Source organism: Luteimonas rhizosphaerae, assembly GCF_002849595.1.
GTDB lineage: Bacteria > Pseudomonadota > Gammaproteobacteria > Xanthomonadales > Xanthomonadaceae > Luteimonas > Luteimonas cellulosilyticus.
The window spans coordinates 140,690-157,822 of sequence record NZ_NRQR01000008.1 but is presented as its reverse complement, the minus strand read 5'-3'; the positions used below and the strand labels follow the sequence as shown (position 1 = coordinate 157,822).

At 67.5% G+C, this 17,133-nt stretch carries 13 protein-coding genes; 4 read left to right on the top strand and 9 right to left on the bottom strand.

The features are described 5' to 3' along the window. The first annotated feature begins 326 nt into the window (after positions 1–326). Entirely contained in the window at positions 327–1,589 is a 1,263-nt protein-coding gene (locus tag CJ022_RS17405; protein WP_233198594.1) for a TonB-dependent receptor domain-containing protein, read from the top strand. A gap of 259 nt (positions 1,590–1,848) precedes the next feature. Here CJ022_RS17405 and CJ022_RS17400 read toward each other — a convergent pair whose 3' ends face one another. Then, positions 1,849–2,163 (bottom strand): hypothetical protein, encoded by a 315-nt coding sequence (locus CJ022_RS17400; RefSeq protein WP_233198593.1) that lies wholly within the window; start codon positions 2,161–2,163, stop codon positions 1,849–1,851. Between the two features lie 344 nt (positions 2,164–2,507). Here CJ022_RS17400 and CJ022_RS04175 point away from each other — a divergent pair, with 344 nt between their 5' ends. Next, positions 2,508–2,858 (top strand): nucleotide pyrophosphohydrolase, encoded by a 351-nt coding sequence (locus tag CJ022_RS04175; RefSeq protein ID WP_233198592.1) that lies wholly within the window; start codon positions 2,508–2,510, stop codon positions 2,856–2,858. A gap of 157 nt (positions 2,859–3,015) precedes the next feature. Continuing rightward, a complete protein-coding gene (locus CJ022_RS04170; protein ID WP_233198591.1) occupies positions 3,016–4,716 on the top strand; it encodes a DUF2075 domain-containing protein in 1,701 nt (566 codons plus the stop codon). Positions 4,717–4,856: 140 nt separating this feature from the next. Here CJ022_RS04170 and CJ022_RS04165 read toward each other — a convergent pair whose 3' ends face one another. The 4 genes from CJ022_RS04165 to CJ022_RS04150 all read right to left on the bottom strand — a co-directional run bounded on the left by CJ022_RS04165 (position 4,857) and on the right by CJ022_RS04150 (position 10,917). Next, positions 4,857–6,155 carry a type II toxin-antitoxin system HipA family toxin gene (locus CJ022_RS04165; RefSeq protein ID WP_101925418.1) on the bottom strand — a complete coding sequence of 433 codons (1,299 nt, stop codon included), beginning with the start codon at positions 6,153–6,155 and terminating at the stop codon, positions 4,857–4,859. Then, positions 6,152–6,499, bottom strand: coding sequence for a helix-turn-helix transcriptional regulator (locus CJ022_RS04160; protein ID WP_101925417.1), 348 nt, complete (start codon positions 6,497–6,499; stop codon positions 6,152–6,154). The genes CJ022_RS04165 and CJ022_RS04160 overlap by 4 nt, the downstream gene beginning before the upstream one ends. A 219-nt stretch (positions 6,500–6,718) precedes the next feature. Then, positions 6,719–9,781: an efflux RND transporter permease subunit gene (locus CJ022_RS04155; protein WP_101925416.1), complete on the bottom strand. Its 3,063-nt coding sequence runs from the start codon at positions 9,779–9,781 to the stop codon at positions 6,719–6,721. Beyond that, a complete protein-coding gene (locus tag CJ022_RS04150; RefSeq protein ID WP_101925415.1) occupies positions 9,778–10,917 on the bottom strand; it encodes an efflux RND transporter periplasmic adaptor subunit in 1,140 nt (379 codons plus the stop codon). Before CJ022_RS04150 ends, CJ022_RS04155 begins: the two co-directional genes overlap by 4 nt. 67 nt (positions 10,918–10,984) lie before the next feature. Here CJ022_RS04150 and CJ022_RS04145 point away from each other — a divergent pair, with 67 nt between their 5' ends. Further along, a complete protein-coding gene (locus CJ022_RS04145; RefSeq protein WP_158238342.1) occupies positions 10,985–11,464 on the top strand; it encodes a MarR family winged helix-turn-helix transcriptional regulator in 480 nt (159 codons plus the stop codon). Between the two features lie 1,671 nt (positions 11,465–13,135). On the opposite strand, the gene CJ022_RS04140 is transcribed toward CJ022_RS04145, so the two are convergent. The 4 genes from CJ022_RS04140 to hflK form a co-directional block, all read right to left on the bottom strand. Continuing rightward, positions 13,136–14,428 carry an adenylosuccinate synthase gene (locus CJ022_RS04140; RefSeq protein ID WP_101925413.1) on the bottom strand — a complete coding sequence of 431 codons (1,293 nt, stop codon included), beginning with the start codon at positions 14,426–14,428 and terminating at the stop codon, positions 13,136–13,138. A gap of 321 nt (positions 14,429–14,749) precedes the next feature. After that, a complete protein-coding gene (locus CJ022_RS04135; RefSeq protein WP_101925412.1) occupies positions 14,750–14,941 on the bottom strand; it encodes a DUF2065 domain-containing protein in 192 nt (63 codons plus the stop codon). A 16-nt stretch (positions 14,942–14,957) separates the two neighbouring features. Then, positions 14,958–15,821, bottom strand: a complete 864-nt coding sequence (hflC, locus tag CJ022_RS04130) for a protease modulator HflC (RefSeq protein WP_101925411.1) — start codon at positions 15,819–15,821, stop codon at positions 14,958–14,960. Beyond that, positions 15,818–16,987 carry an FtsH protease activity modulator HflK gene (gene hflK / locus CJ022_RS04125; RefSeq protein WP_101925410.1) on the bottom strand — a complete coding sequence of 390 codons (1,170 nt, stop codon included), beginning with the start codon at positions 16,985–16,987 and terminating at the stop codon, positions 15,818–15,820. The genes hflC and hflK overlap by 4 nt, the downstream gene beginning before the upstream one ends. Positions 16,988–17,133: the final 146 nt, after the last annotated feature.

The following is a 17,133-nucleotide window of genomic DNA, read 5'->3' as shown; positions in this document are numbered from 1 at the left end:
TCGCGTTCGGGCGTGTATTCCAACGATGGTGGCGAGACGCTGCTGGTCGGCGACCTCACCGGCGCCGGCGGCTGCCCGACCATCGCGCTGCGCGACGGCGCGGGCAACCTGCTGCCCTACAGCGTGGTCGGCGCGGCGGCGTCCTCGATGCCCGCCAACTGCTTCAGCTTCCTGTCGCTGTTCCCCGGCGGCTTCACCCCGCGCTTCGGCGGCAAGCTGGAAGACAGCTCGGTCGCAACGAGATCGATTTCGAGATCTACAACACCGTCAACGCCTCGCTCGGCCCGGACCAGCCGGACGGCTACCGCTTCAACCCCGGCGGCAACGTGCAGACCGATACCGGCGTCAACTTCGACATCGGCCGCGATTTCGAGACCACCTTCACCGCGCAGCCACTGCGTTTCTCGGCCGGCGCCGAGTGGCGCAACGAGGCCTTCGAGATCATCGCCGGCGACGCGGCCTCGACCGGGATCGGGCCGCTGACCACCCAGGGCTTCGCGCTCGGCTCCAACGGCTTCAACGGCTTCAGCCCGCGCACCGCCGGCAAGTTCGAACGCGAGAACTACGCCGTCTACGTCGACACCGAAGCGCAGTTCACCGACCAGTTCCTGCTGGCCGCGGCCGTGCGCTACGAAGACTTCGAGGATTTCGGCGACACCACCAACGGCAAGCTGACCGGCCGCTTCGACTTCACCGACACCTTCGCCATCCGCGGCGCCATCAACACCGGCTTCCGCGCGCCCACACCCGGCCAGGCCAACGTCAGCCAGATCACCACCGCCTTCGCCGGTACCGGCCTGACCGACATCGCCACGCTGCCGCCGACCAACCCCATCGCCGCGATCAAGGGCGCGCAGCCGCTGACGCCCGAAGAGTCGACCAACTTCTCGCTGGGCGCGGTGTGGAGCAGCGGCAACTGGCTGGTCACCGCGGACGCCTACCGCATCGAAGTCGAGGACCGCATCGCCCTGAGTTCCAGCTTCGACCTCACCGATGCCGAACGCGCCCAGCTCGTCGCCTCCGGCAACCCGGAAGCCGCATCGCTGACCTCGGTCACCTACTTCGGCAACGCCTTCGACACCACGACCTCCGGCGTGGACCTGGTGACGAGTTACGAGAGCGACCACTTCGGCGGCACCACCACGTACTCGCTGGCCGGCAACTGGAACCGCACCGAGGTCGACCGCTTCAACCCGGACTTCGTCGACGAGGCCCGCGTGTACAAGCTGGAGGAATCGCTGCCGCGCACCAAGGGCTATCTCAGCGTCAACCACCAGCGCGACGTCTTCCACGCCAACGTGCGCGCGAGCTACTACAGCTCCTGGTACGAGGACCACCTGGACAGCGCCGTGATCTCGATCGAAGACGGCGGCCTGCCGATCTACGGCGACAGCACCGTGATCGTCGATGCCGAGATCGGCTGGACCTTCGATTCCGGCCTGTACGTCAACGTCGGCGCGCAGAACCTGTTCGACGAAGTGCCCGACGACAACCCCTGGGGCGGCATCGCCGGCGCCCAGTACCCCGTGCACTCGCCGTACGGCTTCAACGGCGGCTTCTATTACGCGCGGGTGGGTTGGAAGTTCTGATCGGACAACCGTGCCGAGGCACGTTGCCCGGATCCAACGTTTCGTCGCGTCACAACCCAACGCCCCCGGTCACCGCCGGGGGCGTTCTCGCTTCAGGCGGCGGAACCCGTCAGACGACTTTCCGCAATCGAGCGCGCGCTATCTCTGCAGCGCAGCGAGGCTGACTGGCGAGACGTGCCTCGTGCAGGTGTTCCGGCTCAAGCGGGCTGTCGTTCCTGAAACGCCGCGCGCAGCGGCGCGATAACACCCTCCAGTGCGGTCAGCTCCGCAATGGCAGTACGGGCTGTTCGTCCAGGGTCCCGTCTTCGAGGATCACCACATGGCGCGTCCCCTCCCGGTCGAACAGGACCGGGATCGGCGCCTGGAACAGCGGACGGCGCACGAAGGCCAGGCGCCAGCCGAAGATCTCAAGCGCCTCCATCGTCATGAGCTGGGCCGGCTTCAGGCCTTCGCGCAGCTGGGCCGTGTCGGCAGGCGGCGCGCCCCGGCGACGCTCGGGCGTCCGGCGGGCCGGTGCATCGGGCTGGGCCGTCCAGGGGCCGTCGATGACAGTTGAGTGCGCGGTGTGGGACATGCGGATGCTCGGAAACGGATTCACGCGCACGTCCATGCAAGGAGCGTGCCGGAGTTGCTCAGGCGATTCGTCAACCGCTTGTCACCTGGCCCGCGGAGGCGCGCGCGTCAACAACCGCTGCGCGTGCTCGGCAAGCCATCTCTGAAGAGCCACCAGACCAAAGACTATGTGTCGCCGCAGCCGGTCACGCACGAAGACTGGCCCAACGCCGACACGTGCCGCACGTGGATGAGTTACACATGCGCACCTGCGCTCCATAAGTGAGCCGGGCACCGTTATTCCTCCGCCGCCCGCGCGCAGAACATACCTATACTCCGGCGTCGTCATGCAATTCGAGATCTCCGGTGAGCAAAGACATCCCAAGACTCCAATCGGAGCTCAGAACCTTTGCCCAAGAGAGGGACTGGGAGCAGTTCCACAGCCCCAAGAATCTCGCAATGTCTGTGTCAATCGAAGCCGCCGAATTGCTTGAGCATTTCCAGTGGCTCACCGATGCGCAGAGCCGCGAGCTGAACGAGGAGCAGCGCCAGCAGGTCGGTCACGAAATTGCCGACGTTCTGCTTTACCTCTTGCAGTTGGCAGACAAGCTGGACATCGATCCTGTGGCCGCCGCTCACCAGAAGCTGGCGATCAATGCCGGCAAGTACCCGGTCGACCGGGCCAAGGGAACCAGCACGAAGTACACCGAATTCTGAAACAGCCATCCAAAGGGGGATACGCTGGCGTGATCGTTTATCAGGCGACAAAGAGCACTTTCCTGCACGACACCGATCATGCGCAGATCGAGGACGTGGTCGAACGCGCCTTTGTCCAGCGCACTGGGCGTTACGCCGCCCAGTCGGAATTCAAATCGTGGCGCAACTCCCTCGCGGCGATGGCGCGCGTCCTACGCGACAGCGAGATTCCGGACGACATCGGTGTCGGCGTCGAGTTCGGTATTCCGCAAACCTCCAAGCGGATCGACTTCATCCTCTCGTCATCGTCGAGCTCAAGCAGTGGTCCAGCTCCCGGGTCAGCGAGAAGGACGGCATCATCGTTGCCAACCGAGGCGGTCGCTCAGAGACGGAAGGTCCGCATCCCAGCTACCAGGCCTGGTCCTACGCTGCACTGCTCAGTGGCTTCAACGAAGCCATCTACGAGTCGAGTACCGAACTCCGCCCCTGCGCCTACCTGCACAACTACAAGGATGACGGCGTCATCCGCGACGCCCGGTACGCCGCTTATCTGGATAAAGCGCCGACATTTCTCGACGGCGCGGACGAACTCGCGCTGCTACGCAGCTTCATCAAGCAGCACGTCAAGAAAGGTGACAGCGGCGAGCTGCTCTACAGCATCGAGAACGGGCGCATACGGCCGTCGAAGATGCTGGCCGACAGCGTCGCCAAGATGCTCAAGGGCAACCAGGAGTTCGTCCTCGTGGACGACCAGAAGGTCGTTTACGAGACATGCTTGGCCAAGGCTGCGCAAGCCAGCGATGCCCGTAAGCAAGTGGTCATCGTCAAGGGCGGCCCCGGTACCGGCAAGTCAGTAGTGGCAATCAATCTGCTGGTCGAGCTGACCAAGCGCGGGCAGCTCACCAAATACGTCTCCAAGAACGCAGCGCCGCGTGCCGTTTACAAACAGAAGCTGGCCGGGCACCTGCGTCAGGTAGAAATCGGCAACCTGTTCGCTGGCTCCGGTGGATTCCACGACGGCCAGCCCAACGTCTTCGACACCTTGGTCGTGGATGAAGCCCACCGTTTGAACGAAAAGAGCGGCCTGTACGGCAATCTCGGTCAGAACCAGATCATGGAACTGGTCCGTAGCGCCCGCTGCACTGTCTTCTTCGCTGACGACGACCAGGTTGTGACTCTATCCGACATTGGCCGCATCGCCGAATTGGAGCGTTGGGCGCAAGCAGCGGGTGCCGAGGTGACCCACATGGAACTTGCCTCCCAGTTCCGCTGCGCGGGCTCGGACGGCTACATCGCCTGGCTCGATAACTTCCTGGGCATCCGGGAGACCGCAAACGCCGACTTCGATCGCGACAGCTTTGACTTCCGCATCGTCGACTCTCCAGTCGAGCTGCACGACCTGATCCGCGAGAAGAACAAGCTCAACAACAAAGCCCGTGTTGTTGCGGGCTATTGCTGGGACTGGAAGAGCAAGAAGGATCCCAATGCATGGGACATTGAGATTCCCGAGCATAGTTACAAAGCACAGTGGAACCTTGATAAGGACGGCAGTCTCTGGATCGTAGCCCCAGACTCGGTAGAACAGGTCGGCTGCATCCACACCTGCCAGGGATTGGAGCTGGACTACGTCGGCGTAATCATCGGATGTGACCTGCGCTGGCCCGACGGTAAGCCCGAAGTGTTCCCGGAGTCGCGCTCACGAATGGACCGTTCGATCCGTGGATACAAGAAGTTGATGAAAGAAGATCCGAGCGCAACAACCGAACTGCTGGAGCGGATTGTGCGGAATACATACAAAACTCTAATGAGCAGAGGCATGAAAGGTTGCTACTTGTATATCGCCGATAGCTATCCCCAAGTGCTGGCTACCAAAGAATGACGCCTTGCTCTAAGTCGCCCATCTTCATTCCAAGCGTCCAGCAGCACATCGTGGCGCGACAGCTCCCGTAAGTCGTGCGAAGACTTCGCCAGAAACACTGGGTTACCCCACCAAGCCGCACCTTCAAAAGCCGGCCCGCCTTAGAACCTCAAACGGTACACAGCGCCAATCTGCTCGATCTGCCGCTCGTCCACGCCTGCCTGGTTCGCGAACGCCGGCCACTCTTCGACCGCGGTCGCCACCTCCTCCAGAATCTTCTTCTCCCGCCCGCGCTTGAGGCCCGCCACCGCCGCGGCCGCCTTGAAATCCTCCAGCGTGAACCCGTCCCGCTTGCCGTTGACGCGCATCTGGTGCGTGGCCGTCCAGTCGCCGTCGGGGTTGTAGCTGTAGCTGACGTCGAACGCGGGCGCCAATGACCACTGGCCCTGCTTGTCCATCAGGAACGCGATGTTCTTGACGTGGTCGTCCTGGTTGCGCGCCACCACGTTGAACAGCATGCGGCGGAACTGCTGCTCGATGGCCGCCATCGGCAGGCCGAGTTGCCGGATCACGAGGAAGGCCTGTTCGTAGGCATACGCGCCGGGCAGGTTGTAGTCGAAATGCGCCAGTGCGCCGAGCGACTGCATGTGCAGCTTGCTGCCGTCGTCGCGCCGGTCGAAGCGCCGGGTCATGAAGTGACGACGTCCGCCCTCTTCCAGCAGCCGGCATTCGCTCATGTCGATGCCAGCGGCCTGCGCCATCAGCGCGTAGGCGTATTCGATGGCGCCGTAGCCTTGCGGGTCCAGCAGTTCCTTGTCCTTGTTGCCGGACACGCCGTCGAACTTGAGCAGCCAGTGGCTGAAGCCGGCGTCGGCCGGCGCCTGGCCGGAGCGCACTTCGTTGGTGTCGGCATTCCAGGCGATCAGGGCCTTGGCGCGCGCGCCGCCGGCCGAGGTGCCGACGCGCAGGATGTCCTGCATGGCCTTCTGCCGCGCGGGGCGCTCGAGGCTGGCGGTGAGGCCCTCGCGATGGCTGAGGATGTCCGACGCCAATCCGACCAGCGCGGCGACATCCAGCGTCTCGGACCGGCTGGCCCTGGGCCCCTGCACCGGCTTGAACTCCAGCGCGCCCATGCCGCGCGCGCCGGTGTAGCACAGCCGCTCGACGGCGTTGAAGCTCTGCGGCGTGCGGCCCTGCATCGCCAGCCATTGATCGATCAGCGCGTTGCCGAAGCGGTCCGGCAGGGAATCGGCCAGCAGGCCGGGCAGGCCGTGGAAGGTGGGCGGCGCGAGCTCCGGAAAGCTGTAGATGCGCGGCTGCAGCGGCATGTGCAGCGGCGAGAGTTCGATGCCGCTGCCGAGGAACTCCGGCACGTATTCGAACGCGGCCGTGGTCGCGCCGTCCTGCAGCGAGACGGCGCCGATGGTGCGGCCCCAGAGCTGGACTTCGGCGAGGGTCATGGTTCCCAGCGCCAGCGCTTGGGCGGCGCCTGCGGTTCGTCCACGCGACCGGAGGCGCGCTTGCGGGTCTGCCGCTGTTGCCGGAGCTGGGCGACGGGGCTGGGGGCAGGCTCGGGCACCAGTTGATCCAGGCGACCTTGCAGTCCGAGCACGCGGCAGACGCGGAGGAACGTCGACAGCTGGCTGGCCGTGGCGCCAGCTTCCAGCCGCTCCACGGTGCGCTTGGACACGCCGGCCTGCTCGGCGACATCCGCCTGGGTGAGGTTCTGCGCCAGGCGCAGCGCGGCCAACCGGTCGCCCAGTTGGCGAAGGCCTGCTGCGTCGGGGACATGCGGGCTGTTCATGACTCGCCGAATATGGCGACTAAACGCCTTTAAGTCAAATAAATCGTCAGATTTGACGATTAGTGCTACCTGGCGCTGGTGATTCTGGCGGCGGGACGAGAACAACGGTCTTGGATCCCCGCCTGCGCGGGGACGGCGAGGATGGTCAGGGCCTGCGGTCCCACGTAAGCGCACGCCTGCACGATGCCGCCGCGCACCCGGTCGAGACCACGCACCGCATCAGGCGGCCGCCGCCGGCTTCCGCCGCAACTTCCGCCCCACCCACTCCTCCGCATCGTCGACCAGCGTGAACGCCGCCGGCACCACGATCAGGCTGAGCAGCGTGGAGGTGATGAGGCCGCCGATGACGGCGATCGCCATCGGGGCGCGGAAGCTGGAATCGGCGGTGAAGCCGAGCGCGATCGGCAGCATGCCGGCGCCCATCGCGAGGCTGGTCATCAGCACGGGCCGGGCGCGCTTGTGGCAGGCGTCCATCAGCGCGTCGTGGCGCGACAGGCCCTGCTCGTCGCGTGCGATGACGGCGTAGTCCACCAGCAGGATGGAGTTCTTGACCGCGATGCCGATCAGCAGGATCAGGCCGATCAGCACCGACAGCGAGATGTCCATGCCGGTCAGCAGCAGCGCGCCGAACGCGCCGCCAGCGGCCAGCGGCACCGCGACCAGGATGGTGATCGGCTGGCTGGCGTGGTTGAACAGCAGCAGCAGCACGCCGTAGACGCAGAAGATGCCGGCGACCATCGCCATGGCGAAGCCGCCGAACATCTCCGCGAACACTTCGCTGTCGCCCGCGGCCTGGCGTTCCACGCCGACCGGCAGGTTGGTCAGCGACGCCAGCGCGTCGATCTGCTTTTCCACCTCGCCCATCGCCATGCCGTTGAGGTCGACGGTGATGGTGACGTTGCGCTGGCGGTCGAAGCGATCAATCTGCGAGGGGCCGCTGGCGGTCCTGATGTCGGCGACCGACGACAGCGGCACGCTGCCGCCGCTGGCGGTCGGCACGCGCAACTGGCCGAGCAGCGCGGGGTCCGACAGCGCGGATTCCGCCAGTTGCACGCGGATCGGCACCTGGCGTTCGGGCAGGTTGAGCTTGGAGAGGAACTGCTCGTAATCGCCGCGCGTGGCGACGCGGGTGGCCGCCGCGATGTCGGCCGTGGACACGCCGAGATCCGCAGTGCGTGCGGCGTCGGGCCGCACGATGACTTCCGGGCGCACCAGCGAGGCCGACGAACTCACCGTGCCCAGGCCGGGCAACTGGCGGATGCCGCGTTCGACGTCGCGCGCGGCCTCGGCCAGCTTCACCGGGTCGTCGCCGGCCAGCACCAGCTGCAGCGCGCGGCCGGGTTCGCCGCCCTGGAAGCTGATGCGCACGCCCGGTAGGTCGGCGAGACGATCGCGCACCTGGCCTTCGAGCTCATACTGGGTGAGGTCGCGGTCGTCGTTCCAGCGGATGGTCAGCGTGGCCTTGCGGATCTCTGCGCTGGAGATGTCACCCGGCCCGCTGGCGCCGCTGTTGCTGCCGGCGGTGAGGAAGACGTGCGTGATCTCGGGCATGTCGGCGATGCGACGACGCGCGGCCTCGGCGATCTCGCTGGTGGTGTCGAGCGACGTGCCCGGTGGCAGCTCGACGGCGACGGTGCTCTGCAGGCCATCGGTCGGCGGGATGAAAGTCACCTGGATCAGCGGCAGCAACGCCAGCGAGCCGAGGAACAGCGCGAACGCCAGCGCCAGCGTGCGGCCGCGATGGCGCAGCGCGGCGTCCACCCAGCGCAGGTAACGCTGCATCAGCTTCGAGTCGCCCGTGTGCTCGGGCATCGGCTTGAGCATGTAGGCGGCCATCATCGGCGTGATCAGGCGCGCCACCAGCAGCGAGAACATCACCGCCGCGGCCGCGGTCCAACCGAACTCGCGGAAGAACTTGCCGGGAATGCCGGGCATGAAGGCGACCGGGATGAACACCGCGGCCAGCGTGCAGGAGGTGGCGACGACGGCGAGGCCGATCTCGTCGGCGGCCTCCATCGCGGCCTGCTTCGGCGTCTTGCCCATGCGCAGGTGGCGGTCGATGTTCTCGACCTCGACGATGGCGTCGTCGACGAGGATGCCGACCACCACGGCCAGCGCCAGCAGCGTGATCATGTTGAGGCTGAAGCCCAGCCAGTACATCACCGCGAAGGTCGGGATGATCGACAGCGGCAGCGCGACCGCGGAAATGAAGGTCGCGCGCATGTCGCGCAGGAACAGCAGCACCACCAGCACCGCGAGCGCGGCGCCTTCCCACAGCATGTGCATCGAGGAGGCGTAGGAGTTCTCGGCGACCTCGGTGGTCGAGGCGACTTCGACGATGCGCAGCCGCGGCTGCTCGGTCTGCAGCGCGTCGATGCTGTCGCGCACCGCGTTGCCGACGCCGACCTCGCTCGAGCCGACGGTGCGCTGCACGGCGAAGCCGATCACCGGGCGACCATCGAGTGTGGTGCGCTGGGTGATCTGCGCGCCGCCATCGCGGACGTCGGCCAGTGTGGACAGGCGCACGCTGCGGCCGTCGGGTACGAAGATCGGATAGTTGGCGAGGTCCTCGGCGCTGGTCACGGTGCCGAGCGTGCGCACGGCCTGTTCGCTGCCGCCCACGGTGGTGCGGCCGCCGGGCTGCTCCTGCTGGATGCGCGCGAGCTGCTGCGACAGCAGCGCCGGGCTGACGCCGAAGCCCTGCACCGCTTCGGGCCGCAGGTCGACGCGGATCTCGCGGTCGATCCCGCCGATGCGCCGCACCGCGCCCACGCCGGGCAGGCCGAACAGGCGCTTGCTGACGGTGTCGTCGATGTACCAGCTGAGCTCTTCGTCGCTCCAGCCGTCGGCGGTCACGGCGAAGGTGAGGATGTCGCCGGCGGTGACGTTGACCAGCGAGACGATCGGCGGCTCGACGTCGCCCGGCAGGTCGATGCGCACGCGGTCGATCGCGTCACGCACTTCGTCCTTGGCGATGTTGCCGTCGCGCTCGATGTCGAAGCGGATGATGGTCGTCGACACGCCTTCGTTGACGATCGAGGTCATGTCGTCGATGTCGGCGATGCTGGCCACCGCGTCCTCGACCTTGCGCGTGACCTGGGTTTCCAGCGTGCTGGGGCTGGCGCCCGGCAGGCTCACGGTGATGTTGACCACCGGCACGGTGAGGTCCGGGAACTGCGAGACCGGCAGCATGCGGAAGGCGACGAGGCCCGCGGCCGTCAGCAGGATGAAGACCAGGATCGCCGGCAGCGGCCGCTGGATGGACCAGGCCGAGAAGTTCATCGGGCATCGGTTCCGGTGGCGGCATCCGCGTCGGCATCGGCAGGTTGCGCCTGCGGCGGCGGCGCGTCCGCGGCCTGCGCATCGACGACGCGCACCAGGTCGCCATCTCCGAGGAAGCCGGCGCCGCGCGCGACGACACGATCGTCGGTGGTCAGGCCGTCGGGCAGTTCGATCTGGCCGCCGTGGGTGGCGCCGACCGCGACGCCGCGCTCGCGCACGCGGTGGTCGTCCTCGACGGTGAACACGTAGGCGCGGCCATCGCGGCGCACGACGGCATCGAGCGGAATCAGCAGCGCATCCGCGCGACCAAGCGTGATGCGGCCCTGCGCGAACATGCCGGCGCGCAGCGGGCCGGGCGCGGGCAGATCGACATAGATGGTGGCGGTGCGGCTCTGCGCATCGAGCGAAGGGGAGACGCGGCGCACCTGGCCCGCGACGGGCCCGGCGGGCGTGTCCACCTGCACGAGGGCACCGGGCGCAACCAGCAGCAGGTCGGCCTCGGCCAGTTCGGCGCGCCATTCCAGGCGGCCATCGCGGATCAGGCGCAGCAGCTCGCCTCCGGCGCCGACCACCTGCCCCGGCTGCACGCTGCGCGCCGACACCACGCCCGCGACCGGCGCGCGCACGACGGTGAAACCGCGCTGCACGCGCGCGGCGTCGCGACTGGCGATGGCGGTGTTGAGCCGCGCCTGGGCGTTGTCGCGCGCGGCTTCGGCTTCCTCGGCGTCCTGCACGGAGACCATCTGCTCGTCGGCGAGTTCGCGCACGCGTGCGGCCTGGCGGCGCGCGGTTTCCAGGTTGGTCGCCGCTTCCGTCGCCGACGCGTCGGCCTGCAGCAGCTGCGAGGCCAGCGTGCGGTCGTCGAGCCGCAGCAGCACGTCGCCGGCTTCGACGACGCTGCCCACTTCCACTTCGACACTGGCGACGCGCACACCGGACAGTTCGACGCCGACCGAGACTTCTTCCCACGCCGCGACGGCGCCGGACGCGACGACCTCGCGGACCACGTCGCGGGTCTGCGGCGCGGCCAGCGCGACCGTCAGGCTGGGCGTCGCCTCGGGCGTATCGGTGTCCGCGCAGCCGGCCAGCGCGAACAATCCAGCCAGGGTGAGAACGCGCAGGGACTTGGCAGGCATCGGAGGCGGCTCGGATCGGATCGGAATGCTGGTAATTTATCAGCCCACTGATAACTCCGGAGCGCCGGTGCCCGATCGCGACACCCGAGCCTTGCGTGCATTCAGGCAATCGCGGGCCTATCGCATGGGCACGCGGCTCAAGCGCCTGCACGTCGGCCTGACCGGCCTGATCGAGGAGCAGGCGCGCCAGGCCGGCATGGAACTGACGCGTCCGCAGGCGTGGACGCTGATGCTGCTGGCCGAACGCCCCGGTGCGTCCAACGCGGAACTCGCGCGGCTGGCGGGCGTGTCGCCGCAGACGATGCACCAGCTGCTGCTGCGCCTCGGCCGCGACGGCCTGGTGACCCGCAAGCCGCATCCGACCCTGGGCCGCGTGTTGTCGTTCGAGATCACCGCCGACGGCCTGGCCCGGGTGACCCGCGGCGTGGCGCTGGCGGAACGCGTCATCGACGGCGCGCTGGCGCCGCTGCAGCCCGACGAGCAGGAACAGCTCATCGCGCTGCTGGAGCGCTGCGTGGCCGGCATGCCGGGTGGCGATGCGACGTAGGTAAGGCCGGCGCGTGGTGCGCCGGTGCATGGCGCACGCATCCAACCCGCGCACGTGTGACCGTCATTTCCGCGCCTCTAGACCGACATTTGGTGGCTCAGCCGGGAATCCAGGCACGCCGGCTTGCGTGGTCGCATGTCTGCGCAGACACGCGGCAGCGTCCTGCTGTCCCATCAGCCGTCCCCTCCTCTCCTTGTAGGAGCGCGCTCGCGCGCGATGGGCTTTCCACGCAACGGCCCTTTCGCGCGCAAGCGCGCTCCTACAGGGATTTGGCCGCGTTGCCAGCGTTCCACGAAAGACGGCAGAGCCGCGAATCAGCTCACGCAACAGCGCCAGCACTGCCGGCTTTCCAGCGCATGGACCCCGCGTTCCCACGTAAAGACTTCGATGTTTGAAGACGGTCCCGTCGAGACAGCCCCATCACATCCCACGCGACGGACCGGTGAATTCTTCGATTCGTCTCGTCAGGGCGCCCCGCGCAGAGCGCCCTCACCCCAATCCCTCTCCCGCAGGCGGGAGAGGGGCTTGAAGCACCGCGTCACTGCGGACGATCAGGACCACGCATACGCCTCACCTTCAATCGTCATTCCCGCGCAGGCGGGAATCCAGGGACGTTGGCTTCGTGCTTCGGAACTCTTTACGTCCACATCGCGCGATCTCCAATGATTCCGCCTGACCCGACATCTGTCCGTCGAAAGACGCAGAGAAAACGTCGCTCCTGTACCTCCCACCGTGCAGCGGCCCTCGGCGCGAAATCGGCGGCGCCCTGCTGCCGCATCAGCCGCCCCCTTGTAGGAGCGCGCTCGCGCGCGATTGGGCCTTCCACGCAACGGCCCGTTCGCGCGCAAGCGCGCTCCTACAGGGGTGACCCGCGTCATCCGCGTGCCACTGGCGACGGCGCGGCCGCGAATCCGTCAACGCAGCAGCGCGCGCACTGCCGGCTTTCCAGCGCATGGATCCCACGTGCCTGCGGGACATCGTCGCCGTTAGGAAACAGTCCCGTCGAGACAGACACATCACATCGAGTCACACGACGGACCGGCGGAATTCTCCGGGGCGTCACGATCAGCGCGCCCCGCGCAGAGCGCCCTCACCCCAACCCGTCTCCCGCACACGGGAGACGGGCTCGAAGCACCGCGTCACTGCGGACGATCAGGACCACGCAGACGCCTCACCTTCAATCGTCATTCCCGCGCAGGCGGGAATCCAGGGACGTTGGCTTCGTGCTTCGGACACCTGCTCGTCCAAGTCACGCGATCTCAAATGATGCCGCCTGACACGACACCTGCCCGTCGAAAAACACAGGAAAAACCTCGCTCTTGTACATCCCACCGTGCGGCGGCCCTCGGCGTGAAATCGGCGGCGCCCTGCTGCCGCATCAGCCGCCCCTTGTAGGAGCGCGCTCGCGCGCGATTGGGCCTTCCACGCAACGGCCCGTTCGCGCGCGAGCGCGCTCCTACAGAGCACGGATGCGACAGCGCCCTGCTGTCGCGTCACGCGTCACGCGGCAGGCGGCAGGCGGCAGGCGCGCAACAGACGGGCGACAGAAATCGACCTCGTCGAACGAAGAAGGCCTCGCGTCTGCGAGGCCTTCCAGTCGAATCCAGTGCGAGCTTCAGTCGTTCCGCACCCGCCTACTGCGCAAGCGCGCCCGGCGTCGGGGCTTCCGGATCAGGCGAACGGATCCTGCAGCACCATCGTGTGGTCGCGGTCCGGGCCGGTGCTGACGATGCTGATCGGGCAGCCGGCCAGCTCTTCGAGCGCGCGCAGGTAGGCGCGGGCCGCGGGCGGCAGCTTGTCCCACTCCGTCACGCCGTGGGTGTTCTCGCTCCAGCCCGGGAATTCCAGATACACCGGCTCGCACTCGTCCCAGCCCTGGGCGTCGAGCGGCGCGTATTCGGTTTCCTTGCCGCGGTAGCGGTAGGCGATGCAGAGCTTGAGCTTCTCCATGCCGTCGAGCACGTCGAGCTTGGTGATGCACAGGCCGCTGATGCCGTTGATCGCGACGGCGCGCTTGAGCGCGACGATGTCGATCCAGCCGCAACGACGCGGACGGCCGGTCGTGGCGCCGTATTCCTGGCCCTTGTCGCGCAGCGCCTGGCCGACGGCGTCGTCGAGCTCGGTCGGGAACGGGCCGCCGCCGACGCGCGTGGCGTAGGCCTTGGCGATGCCGAGCACGTAGTCGATCGCATCCGCACCGACGCCGGTGCCGGCGAGCGCGCCGCCGACGGTGGTGTTGCTGCTGGTGACGTACGGATAGGTGCCGTGGTCGATGTCGAGCAGGCTGCCCTGGGCGCCTTCGAACAGCACCTTCTTGCCCTGCTTGCGCAGGTCGTGAAGGATGCCGGCGACGTCGCTCTTCATCGGCTCAACGTACTCGCCGAACGCCAGCGCTTCGTCGTAGGTCTTCTGGAAGTCGACGGCGTCGACGCCCAGGTATTTGGTCAGCACGAAGTTGTGGTAGTCGAGCGCGGTGCGCAGCAGTTCGGCCAGCTGTTCGGGGTAATGCAGGTCGGCGACGCGGATGCCGCGACGGGCCACCTTGTCCTCGTACGCCGGGCCGATGCCGCGGCCGGTGGTGCCGATGGCCTTGCCGCCGGCGGCCTTCTCGCGGGCCTGATCCAGCGCGATGTGGTACGGCATGATCAGCGGCGTGGCCGGGCTGATCTTCAGGCGCGAACGCACTTCGACGCCGGCGCCTTCCAGCTCGCCGATTTCCTTGATCAGCGCGGCCGGGCTCAGCACCACGCCGTTGCCGATCAGGCACAGCGCGTCTTCGCGCAGGATGCCCGACGGGATCAGGTGCAGCACGGTCTTCTTGCCGTTGATGACCAGCGTGTGGCCGGCGTTGTGGCCGCCCTGGAACCGCACGACCGCACCGATGTCGGTCGTCAGCAGGTCGACGATCTTGCCCTTGCCCTCGTCGCCCCACTGGGCGCCCAACACCACGACTGACTGACCCATCTGCACAGACTCCACACGTTGGAAGCGCCCGCGGGCGCGATGTCCGCATCGGCGCCGTCATGGGGCCAGACACGGAAAAAGCCGGCGGGAGCGCTCATTCGAGACAGCCCGTCCGGCTTTTGTGCATTCTCCGGGTTTTGCGCCGGATAGGCCACCCCGATCTGACGAATGTTCAGGGGGCCGGAAGGCTGGAGCGACGCGATGCAGCCCGCGCTGCTGCTTCACACGGAACGCTGGCAAACCTGGGCCGGAGCGCCGGTACCGCGATCGCGACGCGCAGCCGGGCCGTTGCCAAGCGCGACCAAGGCGATCCCGCCCGTGTCAGCCGCCCCGGCGCACCAGATACAGCGCGACCAGCCCCAGTGCGAGGATGATCGCGCCGGCGCGTCGCAGCATCGCGATGGGCATCGCCTGCAGTTGCTCGGCGGTGCGCTTCCACACCTGCGGTGCAGCGAAGAGGATCAACCCTTCGAGCACCAGCACCAGGCACAGGGCCGCCCACAGATCCGACATCAGGCGGCCCGCGCGATCAACGGTCGGCGCGCATGTACTGCAGGAACGGATCGTCGCGCTCGAGCACGATCACCGCATCGCCCTTCTCGAACGAGGCGCGATAGGCCTCGAGGCTGCGCTGGAACGCATAGAACGCCGGGTCGCGGTTCGCGGCCTCGCCGTAGATGCGCGTGGCTTCGGCGTCGCCTTCACCGCGCAGCAGCTGCGCGTCGCGCTCGCCTTCGGCCAGCAGCACGGTCTGCTCGCGATCGGCCTGACCGCGGATCGCGCGGGCCTGCTCCTCGCCTTCCGCGCGCAGGCGGCTGGCGACCTGGCGACGCTCGGCGCGCATGCGGTCGTAGACCTGGCCGATGACTTCGCTGTCGGTCGGCAGGTCGATCTGCTTGAGGCGGATGTCGACGATGTGGATGCCCAGCGATTCGGCGGCCTCGTTGATCGTCGGCAGCTGCTTCTCGATCAGGTCGGCGCGGTTGCCCGAGACCAGCTCGGTCAGCGTGCGGGCGTTGATCTCGTTACGCAGCGAGTTCTTGATGATCGGCTCGAGACGCGCATTGACGTCGGCCTCGTCGCCGCCGGTCGCGCGGTAGAACGCACGCACGTCGCTGATGAAGCCGATCGCGACGAAGTCGACGCTGACGTCCTTGCGCTCGGAGGTCAGCGAGCGCTCGGGCGAGAACGCGTTGGCGTTGAAGCGGCGGTCGAACACCCGTGCGCTTTCGATCAGCGGGATCTTGAAGTGCAGGCCGGGGCCGATGTCGGTCCGCGCGATACGACCGAGGTTGAGCACCAGGCCGACCTGGCCTTCGCGCACCACGAACACCGAGCCCATCAGGCCCAGCAGCACGATGATGACGATCGGAATGACGAAATTGAGTCTCATCGGACGGCTCCTTCACGCGGCGGGCGCGGCAGCTGCTGCGCAGCCGGCGTCGGCTCGCGCGTGGCATTGACGGTCGGCGACAGCACCTCCGGCGGCACCAGCGACGGCGCGTTCTGCGGGGCATTGCCCTGCCCGGCCATCGGCACGTAGATCAGCTGCTGGCCGTCGCCACCGACGACGGTGCGGTTGGCCGACAGCACGTCCTGCACCGCGTCGAGCCACAGGCGCTTGCGGGTGACGTCTTCGGAACCGCGGTAGGCATCGACGAGCAGCGAGAAGCGGGTCGCGTCACCGGTCGCGCGGGCGACGGCGGCGGTCTTGTAACCCTCGGCGATCGCACGCACGCGGGCGGCTTCGCCTCGCGCTTCCGGCACGATCTTCGCCGCATGCGCGCGCGCTTCGTTGATCAGGCGCTCGTTCATCTGCTGGGCGCTGTTGACCTCGTCGAACGCGGGCTTGACCTCTTCCGGCGGGCGCGCGTCCTGCAGGTTGAGCTCGGTGACAAACAGGCCGGTGCGGTAGGCATCGAGCGACGCCTGCAGCGACGCCTGGGCGGCCGTCGACAGCGGACCACGCGCGTTGAGCGCGGCGTCGAGATCGGCGCGGCCGATCTGCTCGCGCACGGCGCTGACCGCGGTCTGCTCCAGCACTTCGCGCGCATCGCGGGTGCCGAACAGGAACTGCTCGGCATCGCCGACGCGGTACTGCACGTTGAACGACACGGTGATGATGTTCTCGTCGCGGGTCAGCACCGGCACGGTGCTGCTGAACGACTGCACCGTGGTCGCATTGACCTTCATGACGCGCTCGATCGGCCACGGCGCCTTGAGGTTCGGGCCGGGCTGCATGACGCGCGCGGTCTGGCCGAAGCGCAGCACCACGCCGCGCTGCTGTTCGCCGATCAGCACGAAGCAGTTGAACAGCAGGATGACCACGAGGACCAGCGCGACCCAGCGCAGCGGAAACCCGCCGCCGCCGCCGCCGAACAGGCCGCGGAACTGGTCGAGGATGCGGTCGAAACCGCCACCACCGCCGCCGTTGCCACGCCCGCCGCCACCGCTGTTGCGGCGCCTCGGCGGCCACGGATTCTGCTGGCCGTCGTCACCGGAACCCCGCCTGTCGGGGGTTTCGCTGTCCTTGTTCTTGCCGGGAATATTCCAGGCCATGCCTGCTCCAATCTGGGCGCGACGCCTGCGTCGGCGGCTGCGCGGGGGTTGCTTAGTCTAACCGGCTCCCGGCCGCCGGCGGCCAGGGCTGGCGGTCGGGCGGGTGCCGCATTCGAGGTACCACACTTGCGTCCTGCGGAAGCGCG

What these genes read in the sequence shown, in the direction of transcription:
- CJ022_RS17400 (WP_233198593.1), bottom strand. Translation starts at nt 2,163, where the DNA reads ATGTCCCACACCGCGCACTCAACTGTCATCGACGGCCCCTGGACGGCC.
- CJ022_RS04165 (WP_101925418.1), bottom strand. Translation starts at nt 6,155, where the DNA reads ATGACCCTCGCCGAAGTCCAGCTCTGGGGCCGCACCATCGGCGCCGTC.
- CJ022_RS04160 (WP_101925417.1), bottom strand. Translation starts at nt 6,499, where the DNA reads ATGAACAGCCCGCATGTCCCCGACGCAGCAGGCCTTCGCCAACTGGGC.
- CJ022_RS04155 (WP_101925416.1), bottom strand. Translation starts at nt 9,781, where the DNA reads ATGAACTTCTCGGCCTGGTCCATCCAGCGGCCGCTGCCGGCGATCCTG.
- CJ022_RS04150 (WP_101925415.1), bottom strand. Translation starts at nt 10,917, where the DNA reads ATGCCTGCCAAGTCCCTGCGCGTTCTCACCCTGGCTGGATTGTTCGCG.
- CJ022_RS04140 (WP_101925413.1), bottom strand. Translation starts at nt 14,428, where the DNA reads ATGGGTCAGTCAGTCGTGGTGTTGGGCGCCCAGTGGGGCGACGAGGGC.
- CJ022_RS04135 (WP_101925412.1), bottom strand. Translation starts at nt 14,941, where the DNA reads ATGTCGGATCTGTGGGCGGCCCTGTGCCTGGTGCTGGTGCTCGAAGGG.
- hflC (WP_101925411.1), bottom strand. Translation starts at nt 15,821, where the DNA reads ATGAGACTCAATTTCGTCATTCCGATCGTCATCATCGTGCTGCTGGGC.
- hflK (WP_101925410.1), bottom strand. Translation starts at nt 16,987, where the DNA reads ATGGCCTGGAATATTCCCGGCAAGAACAAGGACAGCGAAACCCCCGAC.